The 17814-nt window shown below is 53.5% G+C and carries 14 protein-coding genes; 1 reads left to right on the top strand and 13 read right to left on the bottom strand.

The genetic code is table 11. The features are described 5' to 3' along the window. Positions 1 to 4: 4 nt before the first annotated feature. From rlmN to BJP58_RS30015, 13 genes are all read right to left on the bottom strand, one after another. The gene (gene rlmN / locus BJP58_RS30075) at positions 5 to 1045 is read right to left on the bottom strand and encodes a dual-specificity RNA methyltransferase RlmN (RefSeq protein WP_194541754.1); all 1041 of its coding nucleotides are present in this window, start codon (positions 1043 to 1045) and stop codon (positions 5 to 7) included. A 180-nt stretch (positions 1046 to 1225) separates the two neighbouring features. Continuing rightward, positions 1226 to 2554 carry a 16S rRNA (cytosine(967)-C(5))-methyltransferase RsmB gene (gene rsmB / locus BJP58_RS30070; RefSeq protein ID WP_233355173.1) on the bottom strand — a complete coding sequence of 443 codons (1329 nt, stop codon included), beginning with the start codon at positions 2552 to 2554 and terminating at the stop codon, positions 1226 to 1228. 50 nt (positions 2555 to 2604) lie between these two features. After that, complete coding sequence (gene fmt, locus BJP58_RS30065) at positions 2605 to 3546, bottom strand: methionyl-tRNA formyltransferase (RefSeq protein ID WP_194541752.1); 942 nt, start codon at positions 3544 to 3546, stop codon at positions 2605 to 2607. Next, positions 3543 to 4037 (bottom strand): peptide deformylase, encoded by a 495-nt coding sequence (gene def, locus BJP58_RS30060; protein ID WP_194541751.1) that lies wholly within the window; start codon positions 4035 to 4037, stop codon positions 3543 to 3545. Before def ends, fmt begins: the two co-directional genes overlap by 4 nt. A gap of 43 nt (positions 4038 to 4080) precedes the next feature. Beyond that, positions 4081 to 6609 carry a primosomal protein N' gene (priA, locus tag BJP58_RS30055; RefSeq protein ID WP_194541750.1) on the bottom strand — a complete coding sequence of 843 codons (2529 nt, stop codon included), beginning with the start codon at positions 6607 to 6609 and terminating at the stop codon, positions 4081 to 4083. Further along, entirely contained in the window at positions 6609 to 7862 is a 1254-nt protein-coding gene (coaBC, locus tag BJP58_RS30050) for a bifunctional phosphopantothenoylcysteine decarboxylase/phosphopantothenate--cysteine ligase CoaBC (RefSeq protein ID WP_194541749.1), read from the bottom strand. The genes priA and coaBC overlap by 1 nt, the downstream gene beginning before the upstream one ends. 123 nt (positions 7863 to 7985) lie before the next feature. Further along, entirely contained in the window at positions 7986 to 8186 is a 201-nt protein-coding gene (rpoZ, locus tag BJP58_RS30045; RefSeq protein ID WP_113057127.1) for a DNA-directed RNA polymerase subunit omega, read from the bottom strand. A gap of 58 nt (positions 8187 to 8244) precedes the next feature. After that, positions 8245 to 8817: a guanylate kinase gene (gmk, locus tag BJP58_RS30040; protein WP_071223696.1), complete on the bottom strand. Its 573-nt coding sequence runs from the start codon at positions 8815 to 8817 to the stop codon at positions 8245 to 8247. A 13-nt stretch (positions 8818 to 8830) separates the two neighbouring features. Beyond that, positions 8831 to 9091 carry an extracellular matrix/biofilm regulator RemA gene (gene remA / locus BJP58_RS30035; protein WP_006209218.1) on the bottom strand — a complete coding sequence of 87 codons (261 nt, stop codon included), beginning with the start codon at positions 9089 to 9091 and terminating at the stop codon, positions 8831 to 8833. 53 nt (positions 9092 to 9144) lie between these two features. Beyond that, positions 9145 to 10032, bottom strand: coding sequence for a YicC/YloC family endoribonuclease (locus BJP58_RS30030; RefSeq protein ID WP_194541748.1), 888 nt, complete (start codon positions 10030 to 10032; stop codon positions 9145 to 9147). A gap of 38 nt (positions 10033 to 10070) precedes the next feature. Next, positions 10071 to 11942 (bottom strand): bifunctional homocysteine S-methyltransferase/methylenetetrahydrofolate reductase, encoded by a 1872-nt coding sequence (locus tag BJP58_RS30025; RefSeq protein WP_194541747.1) that lies wholly within the window; start codon positions 11940 to 11942, stop codon positions 10071 to 10073. A 182-nt stretch (positions 11943 to 12124) separates the two neighbouring features. Further along, a complete protein-coding gene (dapF, locus tag BJP58_RS30020) occupies positions 12125 to 12961 on the bottom strand; it encodes a diaminopimelate epimerase (RefSeq protein WP_194545112.1) in 837 nt (278 codons plus the stop codon). Between the two features lie 75 nt (positions 12962 to 13036). After that, the gene (locus tag BJP58_RS30015; protein ID WP_194541746.1) at positions 13037 to 15832 is read right to left on the bottom strand and encodes a calcium-translocating P-type ATPase, SERCA-type; all 2796 of its coding nucleotides are present in this window, start codon (positions 15830 to 15832) and stop codon (positions 13037 to 13039) included. A 178-nt stretch (positions 15833 to 16010) separates the two neighbouring features. Here BJP58_RS30015 and BJP58_RS30010 point away from each other — a divergent pair, with 178 nt between their 5' ends. Then, on the top strand, positions 16011 to 17768 hold the full coding sequence (locus BJP58_RS30010) for an Rqc2 family fibronectin-binding protein (RefSeq protein WP_194541745.1): 1758 nt from the start codon (positions 16011 to 16013) through the stop codon (positions 17766 to 17768). The last annotated feature ends 46 nt before the right edge of the window (positions 17769 to 17814 follow it).

Below are 17814 nucleotides of genomic sequence, written 5' to 3'. Positions count from 1 at the left end.
CTTCTCACCTCAACTCCATATGCTTGGCCCGGAGCTGACCGCAAGCGGCAGCGATATCATGGCCTTGTTCACGACGGATGGTCACATTGACCCCCTTGTCTGCTAACGCACGTTGAAATTTGAAAATATCGTTACGCGATGTGCGAACATATTTCCGTTCCGGCACATGGTTAACCGGAATCAGATTGACGAAGCAGTTCATATCCTTAATGACGTCCGCAAGCTCCTCGGCATGCTCAACCTGATCATTTACGCCTCCGATCAAGGCGTATTCAAACGTAATGCGGCGTCCGGTTTTTGCTTGATAATAACGAAGCGACTCAATCACATCGTCAAACGGGAACCGACGGTTAACAGGCATTAGCTTGGAGCGCAGCTTATCGTTCGGTGCATGAATGGAGATGGCCAGATTAATCTGGGTATCCTCTTCCGTGAATTTATAGATGTTAGGCACAATGCCACTCGTCGAAACGGTAATGTGGCGCTGGCCGATATTCAATCCTTTTTCATGGATCATCGTGCGCAGGAACTTCATGGTCGCTTCATAATTCTCAAACGGTTCGCCTGAACCCATGATCACGATGCTGCTAACACGTTCTCCCGTCTTATCGAGAATCTTCTGCGCCTGAACCACTTGGGCAACAATCTCGCCGGAGGTCAGATTTCGCTTCAGACCACCCAGTGTGGATGCGCAAAACGTACATCCGATACGGCAGCCAACCTGCGTTGTAACGCAGATGCTGTTGCCGTAATTGTGCCTCATGATGACGGTCTCGATCGCATGGTCATCATGCAGGCCGAACAGAAACTTGACCGTTCCGTCCTTCGACTCCAGCTTGGTGATTTCCGTCAATGTAACGAAACTGAATTCCTGCTCCAGCTTGGTCCGAAGCTCCTTGGACAGATTCGTCATTTCCGCGAAGTCGTTCACCCGCTTCACGTACAGCCAGTCATAAATCTGGGTTCCCCGAAACGCGGGCTCCCCGTTCTCTTGAGCCCATGCTTGAAGCTCTTCCAGTGAATAATCATATATAAAAGGTTTCATTCTCACCACACCTGTCTAATTTAGAGGATGTCCAGCCAGTATTCTTCCGAACGCTCCCTATTACATTCATATGCATCTCTTTTTTCATTCTTCCTATTCTAACATAAATAAAAGAGACGGTAAAAGAGGAAAACCCGCCGGCATTGGCGGGATACGACTATAGTCATGTCAGCGGAGCCCTTAAGAGGGACGTCTGCCGAGTCTTGCAATGTAAAAGCCGTCACTATGGTAATGCTGGGGCAGAATTTGAATCCCGCCTCCCCGCTGAAGCGATTTCCCTTCCAGCCGGCTTAAGTCTCCAAGACCATCTTCCGCGATTCCAAACCCGGAATGGCTATCCAGAAAAGCAGATACAACCCCTTCATTCTCCAGCGGCTCAATCGTGCACGTGCTGTACACCAAAAGCCCTCCGGGACGAAGCAACGTGGAGACCGACTCCAGCAGCCTTAGCTGCAGCGCCGCTATTTCATGGATGTCCTCCTGTGACTTGCCCCACTTCAGATCGGGCTTGCGGCGGATGACGCCAAGGCCCGAACACGGAGCATCCAGCAATATTCGGTCAAAAGACGCAGGCTCGAAGCGGTCAACCAAATCCAGCGCGTCCCCGGTCACGATCGAAATGCTGTCCAGTCCCAAGCGGCCGGCCTGATCCGATATCAGCTTGCCTTTATGAGCATGAATGTCGTTGGCGACAATGCTGCCCTCATCCTTCATCAGCTCGCCCATGTGGGCGCTCTTTCCACCCGGGGCTGCGCAGCAATCCAGCACCCGCATTCCCGGCTCAGGCTTAACAGCTTCAGCGACCAGCATGGAGCTTTCATCCTGGATCGAGATCATTCCATCCCGGTACCAATCCGTCAAGGCCATATTGCCCGCTCCCCTTACAACAATCCCGTAGGGACTCAGGAGCGATGGGGCAGCTTCATAGTTCTGGCTGCTCATTAATTTCAGCATGTCGTCACGGCTGATCATCGTGGTGTTCACTCTCACGCTGACAGCCGGCGGTTCGTTGTTTGCGGCACAGATTGCCTCTGCCGTCTCGATCCCGTACTGCGATATCCAGCGCTCCACCAGCCACAACGGATGGGAATGCTGCAAGGAAATGCGCTGGGCCGGCGGCATATTCTCAGGGATCGCCAAGCTTTCCTTCTGACGCAGAATATTCCGAAGCACCCCGTTCACCATGCCGGAGATCCCTTGATGCCCGCGGCGCTTCGCCAGATTAACGGCCTCGCTGACAACCGCGTGATCCGGAATCCGATCCAGATATATGACCTGATACAGACTGATGCGAAGCAGTGCTCTTACCCACGGCTGAAGCTTCTGTACCCCTTTGTTGACAAAATTGTCCAAAAAATAATCGAGCGTGTTGAGCCTTGAGATCGTGCCATAGATCAGCTCTGTGGCAAGTCCCGCGTCGCTCTTTGCAAGCGAGGACCTCTGCAGAGCGGAGTTGAGCAGGAGATTGCTGTACGCCCCCTCCTGCTCAACCTGAGTCAATACGTCCATCGCCAGCTCCCGAGGAGAGTCCAGGCGTCCCTTCGGCCTGCGGTTCCCGCTCACGACAACACCGTCCCGACCGTCAGGCTCGTCCCGCGCACGAATTGCGCCGCATCCATTGCCTTTTTGCCGCTGGGCTGGACGGTTAACAGCGTTAGCGTGCCATCGCCTGTTTTGACAACAATCCCCTTCTCATGAAGCTCTAGCACGCTTCCTGGCTGTGCATCGTTAGATGGGGTCTGTGCACTGTCCGGCTTAGCCGCTGCCCATACTTTGAACACATCCCCGTTCCACAGCGTAAATCCGCCGGAGTAAGGAACCAGACCGCGAATTTGATTGTAAATTTCGCGGGAAGTGCGAGTCCAGTCGATTCTTTCATCATCCCGGGTCAGGTTCGGAGCATACGTTGCCTTTGTCTCATCCTGGGGCTCGGCATCCACCTTGCCCTTCACAAGCCGCGGCAGCTCCGATCGCAGCAGCTCCGCGCCGGCTTGGCTCAGCTTCTCAAACATGGTTCCGGCCGTATCGTCATCCTCAATGGGAACCTCGGTGCGGGCGATCATGTCGCCCGTGTCGAGCCCCTCCGCCATATACATCAACGTGATGCCTGTTACGGATTCTCCGTTGATGATACTGCGCTGAATCGGAGCTCCTCCCCGGTAAGCGGGGAGCAGCGAGCCGTGGACATTGAGACAGCCCAGTGACGGCATATCCAGCACCGATTTCGGCAGGATTTGACCATAGGCGGCGGTGACAATCATATCAGGCTTATACGCGGCCAGCTCGGCCACAGCTTCCGGATTCCGCAGGCGCTGAGGCTGCAGAACAGGAATGCCGTGACGAAGAGCGGCTTCCTTAACCGGCGTTGGGGTCAGCACCTTTTTACGCCCTTGCGGGCGGTCAGGCTGTGTAACGACGGCGACAATGGAATAACCTTCGCTAATCAACATTTCAAGACTGGGTACTGCAAAGGCCGGGGTGCCCATAAATACGATATTCATCGGTTCTCCAGCTCTTTTCTCGGCTGTTCCGGAACATACTCATACACCCGGTCAGCGATTTCCGTAAACAGCACCCCGTTCAGATGATCGATTTCATGCTGAAACGCTCGCGCAAGCAGCCCGGTACCTGTAATGACAACCTCATTGCCTTCGCGGTCAAGCCCCTTAACGGTCACTTTCTCCGCACGGCGCACATCTCCGTTCCATCCTGGAATGCTCAGGCAGCCTTCCGGCCCGAATTGCTCGCCTTCGCTCTCCACGATCTCCGGATTGATCATTTTGATCAAGCCGTGCTCATCACCGGCGTCGATCACGATCAAACGCTTCAGAATGCCGACCTGCGGCGCAGCCAGTCCGACGCCTTCCGCATCGTACATGGTATCCGCCATATCGTCCAGGAGCTTTTGTACGTTCGGCGTAATTTTGGTAACTTCCTTTGCCTTTTTATGAAGAACCTCATCCGGTTCTTTAACGATAATACGAATCGCCATGTCTATGACACCATCCTTGTGCTTTTCATCATTATATGCTGTATTACATTAACATTTGCGGATCTACGTCAATACTGATCTGGAGCTTGCTGTCCCGCGCCGAATCCTGCAGCTTCTCGGCAACCGAGCGCACCAGCGTGACAGCATCCATCGTTCCCCGCCATTTTATCATACATTGAAATCTGTATCTATTTTTTAGCCGCGGAATGGGAGAAGCTACCGGACCCAATATATCGAGCGCGCTTGCGTCGAATCGGTCCAGGCTCCCAAACCATCCCCGGCGGTCGGATTCGCTTTTGATGGTCGCGGCAAAATTTTCCGCCATTCTTACCAGCAGCGGCAGCTGCTCATGCGACAGCGTCACCAGGATCAGCCTGCAATACGGCGGATAATGGAGCGCTTTGCGGTGCTTCAGCTCGTCCTTAACGAAGGATAAATAATCATGGCTGCTTGCATGGATAATCGAATAGTGCTCCGGCGTATAGGATTGGATAACCACTTCACCCGGCAGCTGATGGCGGCCTGCTCTTCCGGCAACCTGAGTGAGCAGCTGAAACGTCTTCTCGGCCGCCCGGAAATCGGGCAGGTTCAACGCCGAATCGGCCGTAATGACGCCGACCAAGGTGACATCAGGGAAATCCAGGCCCTTGGCGACCATCTGGGTGCCTAGCAGCACGTCCCCTTTTTTATCCCGAAACTGCTTCAGCAGCTTCTCATGTGAGCCCTTCTCGGTCGTGGTATCCACGTCCATCCGAATGACGCGGATGCCGGGAAACAGCTTGGCCAATTCTTCCTCGACACGCTGTGTGCCAGTCCCGAAATAACGTATATGCTCGCTTCCGCAATCCGGGCAAACCTCCGGCGCCTGGGCGGCATAACCGCAATAGTGGCAGCGCAAATTATTCGATTTCTGATGATAGGTCAGCGAGATGTCGCATTCCGGACAGCCTGCCACATATCCGCAGCTCCGGCACATGACAAACGTGGAGTAGCCCCGCCGATTCAGCAGCAGCACCGTCTGTTCCCCGCGTTCCAGCCTTGCCGAAATCGCGGCATGCAGAGACCGGCTGAACATGGAGCGATTGCCTTCACGAAGCTCCTCCCGCATATCCACGACCTGGACCTCGGGCAGCTTGTTGCCCAGTGCACGGCTCGGCATCTCCAGCAGATGAGGCGCAAAATCATCCTGAGCTTGCGATCTCGCCGCATGGTAACTCTCCAGCGAAGGCGTTGCCGAACCCAGAATGACGGCTGCGCCGGTCAGCTGGGCGCGGTGAATCGCAACATCCCGGGCATGGTACTTCGGTGTCTCTTCCTGCTTATAAGAGCCTTCATGCTCTTCATCCATAATGATCAATCCCAGACGGTTAAACGGCGCGAATACCGCCGATCGAGCGCCCACGACAACGGACGCCCGGCCTTCTCTTATTTTCCGCCATTCATCGTAACGCTCTCCATCTGAAAGCCGGCTGTGCATAACAGCCACACGATCGCCAAAACGAGCTTTGAACCGTTCCACCATTTGCGGCGTCAGCGATATTTCGGGCACCAGCACAATCGCCTGACGTTCCTGTTCGAGGCATCGCTGAATCGTCTGCAGGTAAATCTCGGTCTTACCGCTGCCCGTCACCCCGTGCAGGAGAAACACGCCATGCTTGCGTTCATCCAGCTTGTGCACGATGCTGCGATACACCGCTTGCTGCTCCGGTGTGAGCGCCAATGGGGTGCTAGGCGTGAAATGCCGCCCTCGATACGGATCGCGGAACACTTCGATATCCTCGAGGGTAATCAGCCCTTTGTCAGCCAGTCCCTTCACGGTGCCTGCGGTGACACCCAGCGTCTGGAGCAGATCCTTCTGCGATATCGGCAGAAATGCTTCCATCTCCAAAATATATTGGAGCACTTCCTTCTGACGCTGAGCCTTGGCCGGGAATGAAGCCAGTGCCTGATGAGCTTCCTCGCTTGATACGGCAAGCTCTACCGCTTTTATCGTTTTTTTCTGCAGTTTATCCTTGATTTGCTGGAATTCGCTAAGCCGTCCTCGGCCGATCAGCGCTTTAATGGTCGCAGCGCCATCCGGAAATGCCCGCGTTAACTGCTGGAGCGAAACCTCGCCTTTCTGACTGACAAAGCGGATGATCTCCTGCTCCGACTCACTTTCGGGCAGGAGCGCAAATAATCCGTCGGTTTGATCCGTCTGCAACGTGTCTGAATCGCCAATGGAAATATACCGCTCCGCCTTCCCTTTCAGCGCCGTAGGCAGCATCGACTGCAGAACCGATATATATCGGCATGCGTAACGCTCCTTCATCCATTCGCCAAGCTCAATCAGCTCAGGCGAAAGCGGCGCCATCACATCGAGGACTTCCTGAATCGGCTTCATTTTGGCCGAATCCATCTCGGGCCGGGGATGCAGAGAGACCACGAATCCCTGGAGCGTACGGTGCCCGAACGGCACGCCGACCCGGCTGCCTACCTCGACCCAGGGCCGAAGTTCCTCAGGAATCAAATAATCAAAAGGCCGGTCCGTATCCTTGGACGGCACGTCCACAATCACTCGTGCCATTTCCATCAGGATGACCTCCCGGTTAACCGATCAGCCGCCAGCGTTAACAACCTCTGGGCCACTTCCTCCTTGGACATCACTGGAAGCTGCAGGACCAGCCCTTCTGCATCAAAGATATGAACGCTGTTCGTATCCGTGCCAAAGCCCGCTCCTGCCTGTGTAACATCGTTAGCAACGATCAGATCGCAATTTTTGCGTTTCAGCTTTTCTCTGGCGAACTGCTCCACTGTATCGGTCTCAGCTGCAAATCCGATTAAGAACTGGGAGGTTTTTTGGCGTCCCAGGCTCTCCAGAATGTCGGTTGTTTTGACAAGATCCAGCGTCATGGTCTCCCCACGCTTTTTGATCTTAGATGTCGCTACCTCAGCTGGGCGATAATCGGCAACAGCGGCCGCCTTGACCACGATATCACTATGCTCGAATACGCGTTGCACCGCATCGTACATATCCTGGGCCGATTCCACTCTTTCCACCTTGATTCCCTCTGGTGGAGCTTCATCGGTATGAGCGGCAATGAGGTGAACATCCGCTCCCAGCTGCTTGGCCGCTTTTGCGATCGCAAATCCCATTTTCCCGGAAGAATCATTCGTTATATACCGGACCGGATCAATGCGCTCAATGGTACCGCCGGCTGTGACAACCACCTTTTTGCCGTGCAATATGCCAGTGGAGCTGCTCGCTTTATCCTCATTCAACGCCACAGGTCGTGCCCCGCGATCTCGGAAAAAACGTTCAACCACGTCAACAATCGTATCAGGTTCTTCCATCCGTCCCTTTCCGACATATCCGCAAGCCAGAAGCCCCTCTCCGGGTTCAATCATGGACACCCCGCGGGAGACCAGCGTCTCCATATTGGCCATGACGGCCGGGTGCGTGTACATATGCACGTTCATTGCCGGCGAGATCATGACGGGAGCCGTCGTCGCGAGCAGCGTCGTGGTCAGCATGTCATCCGCCAGGCCATGTGCCATCTTGCCGATAACATTGGCTGTGGCCGGAGCGATCAATACCAAATCGGCCAGATCGGCCAAGTGAATATGCGAGACGACCGAGGGGTCCCGTTCATCAAAGGTATCGCTATAAACCGGGTTTTTGGTCAGCGTTTGAAGCGTTAATTCCGGAATGAACTGCTTCGCGGATTCCGTCATAATGACATGCACATCCGCTCCCCTCTGGACAAGCCTGCTGCATAAAGTCGCTGCTTTATACGCGGCAATGCCACCCGTAACGCCAAGCACAATGACTTTTCCGTTCAACATGACAATCCCCCGCTTTCCATTGTATAAAGGCTACATTCTCATATCTTCTCAAAAAAATAACAACCTTTCGGTTGTCACATTTTCGCGCGCTAACGCATGTTATTCAAATATTGAAAAAAAGCCTTAGTCCTGTCCCCGCTCGATTTTCACGTAATCGCCATAGATTTCTTCCAGAGCGACACCGACAAACTTATGGGATTTAGGATGTTTCAACTCGCTGACTCCGCCTTCACGCAATTGGCGTGCGCGGCGGGAAGCTGCAACCACAAGAGAATATTTACTGTCTACTTTATTCATCATTTCATCAATGGATGGATATAACATGGTCGAAGCACCTCTTCTTCTTTTACTTGAAAGTTAGCACCGTCTATGAAAAGACAGCTTACTTTCTCACCTTACAATGTTCGGCAATAATGATAGATTGTATTCTCTCACAAGCGAGATTGATTTCATCGTTCACTACCGCATAATCATAATGCTGCAGTAAATTGATTTCGTCAACCGCTACGGACATGCGGTGGTCGATGGTCGCTTGGCTCTCTGTTCCCCGGCCCTGGATCCGATCCTTCAGTTCATCCAGCGACGGCGGCATCAGAAACACAAAGATACCCTCGGGAAACTTCTCCTTGACCTTCAGTGCGCCCTGCACTTCGATCTCCAGTATAATATCCTTACCGGAGGCTAAAGTTTCTTCCACAAAATCACGCGGGGTTCCATAATAGTTCCCGACGTATTCCGCATATTCGAGAAGCTGGTCGTTCTCAATCATATCCATGAATTGTTCCCGACTTTTGAAAAAATAGTTCACACCATGTACCTCACCGAGCCGTGGCGAACGCGTCGTAGCTGACACCGAATACACCAGCTCCGGAACCCGGCTGCGAAGTGCCGTACAGACGGTTCCCTTACCCACCCCGGAAGGACCGGACAATACAATCAATAATCCTCTAGACATAGTACTCCTCATCTTATTCGTCGTTGTCGTCATCTTTGCTGGACAGACGGTGAGCCACCGTTTCTGGCTGCACAGCCGATAAAATCACGTGATCGCTATCCGTAATGATAACAGCCCGTGTCCTTCGGCCATATGTAGCATCAATCAGCATATGACGGTCCCGTGCTTCTTGAATGATCCTCTTGATCGGAGCCGATTCAGGACTCACGATTGAGATGATCCGATTGGCCGATACGATGTTTCCGAAGCCAATATTAATAAGTTTGATTGCCATAGTGCGGTTGCTCCCCCTATACATTTGACTCTTACATGCCGATGAAGCTGCGGTCATTCCACATTAGCGGCTTGTTCACGAATCTTCTCCAGTTCCGCTTTCATTTCGACAACACGGTTTACCAGAGTCAGATGATTGGCTTTCGATCCAATCGTATTGACTTCTCTGTTCATTTCCTGAATCAGAAAATCCAGTTTACGGCCTACAGGGCTTTTCTGATGAAGCAGCTCTCTGCATTGCTCCAAATGGCTGTGAAGGCGAATCAACTCCTCGTCCACATTGGAACGTTCAGCAAACAGAGCAACTTCCATTCCGAATATATGTTCATCAACAGCAAGCGACCCGTCATCAAGAGATTCAATGCGCTGCCTCAGACGCTTCCGGTACTCTTCCGGAACTTCAGGAGCAAGTTCGGTCATTTCTCGGTGAAGCAGCTGTAATCGGTCAAGCCTCTGCTCGATATCCTTCACGAGAAAAGAACCTTCCCTGCTGCGCATCTGGATCAGACCCTCCAGCGCTTGTTCAAGACCTTGAAGAAGCGCATCATTCCATAACTTCTGCTGCGCTTCATCCATGGGAAGTCCGCTCGGACTAACAAGAACATCTGGCAGCGACAAAATATCCCGCACCGCCAGATCTCCCTTGATTCCATATGACTTCAAATCCTCGGCTGCCTGTAAATACGCCTGAACCATGGTGTGGTTCAGCACGGCACCCTGGGACTCGCCGTTGTTTTCCTTGTTAATATAAACATCAATCCGTCCGCGTCCGATTCGGCTCTGTACCGTCCGTCGAAGTGAATCCTCGAAGCAGGCCCATTCACGGGGCATACGAAAGACGATTTCACAATACCGATGATTGACCGACTTCACTTCGAAAGAGATACTGTAACCTTGAAAATCGACAACGGATTGCCCATATCCGGTCATACTCAATGACATCGGAATCACATCCATTACACTATTGTAATTGATAATTATTAATGAAACAAGGGGGTCAATCGGCGGCCCGATTTCTCCCAGACATACTCCATTAATTGTACGCTCATTTCATAGAACATAAACGGCGTCATCAAATATATGCCGTTAAAATGCTCTGTTGCAACATCCAACAGCTCCTTGCCGATCTTGACACCCATTGCCCGGCCCGCTTCGCCTTCAAGCCCGGCCATGCGGCTGCGGACTTCATCCGAGAGCTGAATGCCCGGCACCTCGTTATGCAGATACTCCGCGTTCCGTCCGCTTGCCAGCGGCATGATGCCGATAAAGATCGGGATATCCAGATGTGCCGTCGCTTCTCTCAGCCTAACCATTAACTCGGGATCGTACACGGGCTGCGTCATCACATAATCCGCACCGGAGGCAATCTTCTTCTCCAAGCGAGCAACCGCCTTGTCAAGATGCCTTACATTGGGATTGAACGCTGCGCCGACAACGAATTTGGCCTTCTGCTTCAGCGGCTTTCCGGAAAAAGCAATACCTTCGTTCAGCTGTTTGATTATGCGGATGATTTCAAATGAGGTCATGTCGTAAACCGAGCTGGAATCCGGCAAATCCCCGAAGCGTGCCGGATCCCCGGTCACCGCAAGCACATGGTCGATGCCGAGCGCATCAAAGCCCATCATGTGCGACTGCGTGCCGATCAGGTTTCGGTCACGGCAAGCGATGTGGATCAGCGGCCGCAATCCTGTCCGTGCTTGTACAAGATGGCCGAGCGCCATGTTGCTCATGCGAGTTACGGCCAGCGAGTTATCCGCAAGGGTCAGCGCATCGGCTCCCGCTTTTTTCAAAGCTTCCGCACCTTTCATGAACTTGGTGATATCCAAATCCCTTGGAGGGTCCAGCTCCACGATAACGGTATGTCGCTCCTTCACGATATCGACAATCGTCGGCTCCCCGCTGCGTTCATAAAATTGCTCCTGGGCCGTCTCGTGAATCACGATCCGGTTGACTTCAGCCTCCTCGACGATCGGAAGCGGCGCAGGCACGTAACCGGATAACGCCGATGAAATTTCAGCAATATGCTCCGGCGTCGTTCCACAGCACCCGCCAACAATCCGGGCGCCACGATCCGCAAACTCCAGTGCCGTCTTTCCGAAATACTCGGGACTCGCACCATACCGGTATTCCCCGTCCACATAGTCGGCGATCCCTGCATTCGGATAGACCGAAGCCGGAAGATTCATAATACCGTTCAAGGTTTCCAGCGCGCGCATGATGCCGTTTGGACCTGTCCGGCAGTTAAAGCCGATTACGTCCGCGCCTTCTTGGCTCAGGATGCGGTAAGCATCCGGCATCGTGAAGCCGTCCAGCGTGCGGGCAATATCCTCCACCGCAAACTGGCAGATCACCGGCAAGTCGCTTAGCATTCGAGCCTGCGCCAAAGCCAATTGAATTTCATCCACGTCATAGAACGTTTCGAGCAGAATGCCGTCAACGCCTTCCGATATGAGAACCGTCAGCTGCTCTTCGAAGTAACGCTTGAGCTCGCTCGTGGAAATGTTGCTTCTTTTGCCCGCGCGAATGGAGCCTACCGCACCCACTACATATCCGTTATCGCCAGCGGCTTCACGCGCAATTCTTACGCCTGCGCGGTTGATCTCTCCTACCTTCGCCTCCAAGCCGTATTTGGACAGCTTGTCATAATTGGCAGAGAACGTGTTCGTCTCAATGACCTGCGCACCAGCCTCAACATACTGGCGATGAACGTTCCCGATGACCTCCGGGGAGGTTAAATTCAGTTCTTCATATGATATGCCCACAGGAAATCCTTTTTGATATAAATAAGTACCCATCGCGCCGTCACCGACCAGTACCTGATTCTCCCATGCCTGCCGAAGATTCGGTTTCATCGCGTTTCTCCTCCACCCGACGTTTATTTTCAACTAATGTATCATAAAACCTCTCTAAAGATAAAGAGACAAAAGGGAGGCCTTCAGAAGGCCTCCCTACCGTGTCCACCCCTACAGGACAAACTTTAGAACATACCGTTTTTTGCTTTTGCGGGTGGGGATTGTTATGGCTGCCGGATCCTCTAACAGGCGAGCGTTCCTGCGTACACGACCTCGGCCGGCCCTGTCATGTACACATGATTGTCGGACTCCTCCCACTCGATGAACAAGTCTCCGCCTTTAAGAGAAATTGTTGCGCTGCGATCTGTCAATCCGTTCAGCACCGAGGACACCAATGTTGCGCAGGCGCCGGTGCCGCAGGCCAAGGTCGGCCCTGCACCGCGCTCCCATACCCACATATCTACTTGCCCCCGTGAGTTCACCGTCGCAAACTCCACGTTAATCTTTCTCGGGAAGAGCGGATGAACCTCAAGTTTGGGCCCCCATGCGCCGAGGTCGAAGTTAATGGCATCGTCCACATAAATGACGCAGTGCGGATTCCCCATGGATACCGCGGTGAAGCGGAATTCCCGGCCGTCCACTTCAATGGGATGATTCACCACCGGATGGAGATCGATCAATGTAGGCACGCTCAGTCCATCCAGGACCGGTTCACCCATATCGACCCGCACGCTGCTAACTTGACCGTCCTGAACCGTAAGGCGCACTTGTTGTACTCCGGCGCCGATGGTTTCAATGGTAATCTTCTCTCGGTCAATATAACCGTGATCATACACATACTTCGCGACACAACGAATGGCGTTGCCGCATTGTTCGGCTTCGGAACCATCTGAGTTCATGATGCGCATCATAAAATCAGCCTTCGCGGAAGGCAAAATATATACAAGTCCGTCTGCACCGATGCCGAAAAAGCGATTGCACAGCTTCACGGCCCGTTCGGATGCATTGGATGGAAGTTCTTGTTCGCCGTATACGACAACGAAGTCGTTGCCAAGTCCATGCATTTTCGTAAATTCCATCATAAAACCCATCTCCTCTGCAATTGCTATGCTCGTGCTTAGCATATCGCAGAGGTGATGGGCTATCCATTCAATTTATGCCGAAATATTTGCACTCTTCGTCATCATGTTGCGGCGGTTCCGGTTGCGGTTCCGTCTGCCTCCCCACACGCTTCCCGCTCCCATCAGGAAGGTAGGAATGCCGGCGGCCACGAGTGTCAGTGCCCATTCTTTCAAATCCAATGGAACGGTCTTAAAGATCGGCTGAAACGCCTCGATGTACATGACGCCGAGCATCAGCAATACCGAGGACAGCACAGCAAGCACCAACGCTTTGTTCTGAAGCGGATTGCGGTGGAAAATCGAACGCGAGCTGCGGCAGTCAAACACATGGATCAGCTGCGCCATGACGAGTGTGGCAAAGGCAACGGACTGTGCTTTGGCCAACTGGTCCGGATCATTCGGCGCGATGCGAAGCGTAATCCAAAATGCGCCAAGTGTACACAGGCCGATCAATATGCCGCGGCTGATGATTTTCCAACCAAGCCGTCTGGCAAAAATATTTTCCTTGGCTCCGCGCGGCTTGTGCTCCATCAGATCCTTCTCCGGCTGATCCACCCCGAGCGCCATAGCCGGGAGCCCATCCGTAACAAGGTTCACCCACAGAATCTGGATCGGAACGAGCGGAAGCGGCAGACCCATCATCATCGCAAAAAACATCGTCAGAATTTCGCCGACATTGGAAGCCAGCAAATAGCGGATAAACTTGCGAATATTTTCATAGATGCTGCGCCCCTCCTCAATCGCCGAAACAATCGTGGAGAAATTATCGTCACTGAGCACCAGCGACGACGCTTCCTTCGTTACGTCTGTACCGGTAATCCCCATGGCTATTCCGATATCCGCCGCTTTAATGGCTGGGGCGTCGTTCACGCCATCCCCCGTCATGGCAACCACATGCCCCTTACGCTGAAGCGACTTCACGATGCGGAGCTTATGCTCAGGGGATACGCGGGCATAAACAAAGGTCTGATCCACTCTCGCATCCAGCTCCTTGTCATCCATCCGGGATAACTCCTGGCCTGATAACGACAGGCCGTTCCTTGGCAGGATGCCCAGCTGGGCGGCGATCGCTTCCGCCGTCGTCCGGTGGTCGCCCGTGATCATGACGGTCTTGATGCCCGCGCGGCGGCATGTTGCAATCGCTTCGCGCACTTCACGGCGCGGCGGATCGATCATCCCCGCCAGCCCGACAAAGATAAGCTGGCTCTCGGCCTCTTTCTCCGTTTCCGGCTTGTCATAGGAACGCAAATCCCGATAAGCCAAACCAAGCACGCGCAGCGCGTCAGAAGCCATGCCTTCATTGGCCGCAAGCACCTTTTGACGGAGCGTAGCGGTAAGCGGCACAACGTTTCCGTCCCACATGATATAAGTGCATGCATCCAGCAGGACATCCGGCGCGCCTTTCGTGCAGAGCAAGCGCCCGCCCTGATGGCTGACGATGACGGACATCAGCTTTCGCTCCGAATCAAACGGAAACTCCTTGTCTCTCTGATAGATGGAGTTCAGGCTTCCCTTTGTCAATCCCATCTTGGACGATAGCGTCAGCAGCGCTCCTTCCGTCGGGTCCCCTTTTAATTCCCAGGCAGCAGCTGCCGGTTCTTCCTTGCTCTTGCGCTTGCTGCGCGTTTCTTCCTGCACGTTCTCATAGATTTCGGCATTGTTGCACAGCCCGCTGATTTGCAGTAATCTGCGCAGTCCCTGGTCGGACCGAAGCTCGACGGGTTTGCCCCTTTGAAGGATCTGACCCGTTGGGTCATAGCCCTGCCCGGTCACTTCCAATGAGCGCCCTCCCAGCCAAACTTGGGTTACGGTCATTTTATTCTGCGTGAGCGTCCCGGTTTTGTCCGAACAGATTACGGATGCACAGCCCAGCGTCTCCACGGAAGGCAGCTTGCGTACGATCGCTTTGCGCTTAATCATGCGCTGCACGCCGAGGGCGAGTGCAATCGTAACGATGGCCGGAAGCCCCTCAGGAATGGCCGCAACCGCAAGGCTGACTCCAGCGAGGAACATGCCTGCGGCAGGCTGTCCATGCAGAATGCCTGCTACGACAACCAGAATCGTAAGCCCCAGTGAAACGGCGATCAGGATTTTACCCAGCTGTTCCAGGCGATGCTGCAGCGGCGTCTCCTGTGACTCCGTATTCTGGATCAAATCGGCGATCTTGCCCATCTCCGTATCCATGCCGGTTCGGATGACAACGCCTTTGCCCGTACCGCGGGCCACCATCGTGCCCATAAAGCCGATGTTCTTGCGGTCGCCCAGCGGAACATCCGCATCGCGAATCGGCTCGGCATGTTTGTTCACCGGCAGGGACTCGCCGGTCAAGGCCGACTCCTCGACGCTGCAGCTGTTGATCTCGAGCCAGCGAACATCAGCCGGAATGCGGTCTCCGCTCTCCACGAGCACGACATCGCCAGGTACGAGTTCTCTAGCAGCAACTTGTACCACTTTGCCGTCCCGGATGACCCTGGACGTCGGCGCGGACAGCTGCTTCAAAGCCCGAAGCGACCGTTCTGCCCTGAATTCCTGGACGAAACCGAGGATCCCATTGATCAGGATGATGGCCACAATCGTTACGGCATCCAGATACTCGCCCAGCAGACCGGATACCAGGGTGGCTCCAAGGAGGACCAGCACCATGAAATCCTTAAATTGATTCAAGAACAGAACAAATGGAGAAATTTTAACGCCCTCGGAGAGCTCATTATAGCCGCTTTTTTTTCGTCTCTCCCCGGCTTCCTCTTCCGTGAGGCCCTGCTCCGGATGCATTTGCAGCACTTGCTGCAACTCATCCGTATCCATCTGATGCCATTGCTTTTGTTCCATGCTTCCTTTCCCTCCCGGTTGTTTTGCTCCGGCGGATGACAGCTTTTCCACCCTTTCTACGTAAATGTATTCGGACAGGTCCTGAATTATCACAGAAGGGGCCTTAAGTTTTTGAGGGAAATATGGCATCATAGAGAAGTACGATAGGAAGGGTAACAGACAGATAGGAGAATGAAGGATGGCATTAGACGGCATTGTCACACGTGCGATCGTGCATGAGCTTCAATCATGCCGGGGCGCACGGATCAATAAAATATATCAACCGAACGATCGGGACATCGTGTTTCATATACGCACCCAGCAAGGAAACGCCAAGCTGCTGCTATCCGCAAACCCCACGTATCCCAGGGTGCATCTGACGCAGGAGACCTTTCTGAATCCGGCCGAAGCCCCTATGTTTTGCATGATTCTGCGCAAGCATTGCGAGAGCGGCATCATCGAGGACATCCAGCAGGTGGGGATGGAACGAATTATCCATATTACGATCCGGCAGCGTGACGAACTCGGGGATATTTCCTCCAAGAAAATCATCGTCGAGCTCATGGGCAGACACAGCAACATCATTCTGCTCGATCCCGCAAGCGGCACCATTCTGGACGGCATCAACCATGTGACGCCAGCCATCAGCAGCTACCGCGTGGTTATGCCGGGATTCTCCTATACGAATCCGCCGGAGCAGCACAAGCTGAATCCGCTCGAAACCTTGCAGGAAGCCTTCCGGGAATCCTGTCTGATGAACGAGGAGCAGACCGTTCCATGGCTGGTCGGCGCGTTCAGCGGCCTCAGTCCGCTCGCGGCCCAGGAAATTGCCAACCGCGCAGGGGAAGGGAGTCCAGACGGGCTTGAAGGGGAAAAAGATTGCGGAAGTCTGTGGAGCGCATTTGATGAGGTCATGGAACAAGTACGAAACCATCAATATACGCCGGTTACAGGCGTCAATGCCAAAGGAAAGTCGGTGTTCTCCGTCATTCCGCTGACCTTGCTGGTGGACGAGACTACAACCTACGAGTCGGTCAGTCGATGCATGGAGGATTATTACGGGGATAAGGCGCAGCGGGATACGGTAAAACAGAAGGTAAGCGACCTCCTCCGATTCCTGCAGAATGAACGGACGAAGAACATCAAGAAGCTGGATAATCTGAACAAGGACTTGGAAGAAGCCGGGGATGCCGACCGGTATCGTATCTTTGGCGAGCTGCTCTTCGCTTCGCTCCACCAGATTCAGAAGGGCGACCGTGAGGTCCAGCTGGTCAACTTCTATGATGAAGAGCAGGCGACCGTCACCATTCCGCTGGATCGGCTCCTGACTCCGTCGGACAATGCGCAGCGCTATTTCAAAAAATATAACAAATACAAGAACAGCCTTGCGGTCATCGACGAACAGTTAATCAAAACCCGCGAAGAGATCAACTATATCGAGAATCTTCTGCAGCAGCTGTCGCATGCTTCCTTGAGCGACATCGATGAAATCCGGGACGAGCTGATCCAGCAGGGGTATTTGAGAGACCGCAATCGTAAAGCGAAGAAAAAGAAGAAAAACGACAAGCCGACGCTGCATGTCTATACTTCATCCGAAGGCATCGAGCTTTATGTTGGAAAAAACAACCTTCAAAACGAATACGTAACCAACCGCCTCGCTTCCTCAAATGATACATGGCTGCATACCAAGGATATCCCGGGCTCTCACGTGGTCATCCGAAGCAGCGAGTACGGGGATGCAACGCTGCAGGAAGCGGCACAGCTGGCGGCTTATTACAGTCAGGCCAAAGAATCCAGCAGCGTGCCTGTCGACTACACGCTCATTCGCCATGTACGCAAGCCGAATGGAGCCAAACCCGGGTTTGTCATTTATGACAATCAAAAAACGCTGTTCGTCACGCCGGACGAGCAGCGGATCAAGGCGATGCCCAGTTCGGTAAAAAACAATCGCAATTAAGATGAGCAACGAACTCGATATATCGTTCGTTTAACCACAAAACGGG

Source organism: Paenibacillus sp. JZ16 (genome assembly GCF_015326965.1).
Taxonomy (GTDB): domain Bacteria; phylum Bacillota; class Bacilli; order Paenibacillales; family Paenibacillaceae; genus Paenibacillus_AQ.
Note: the sequence above shows the minus strand (reverse complement) of the source record. Positions and strands in the feature narration are given on the sequence as shown.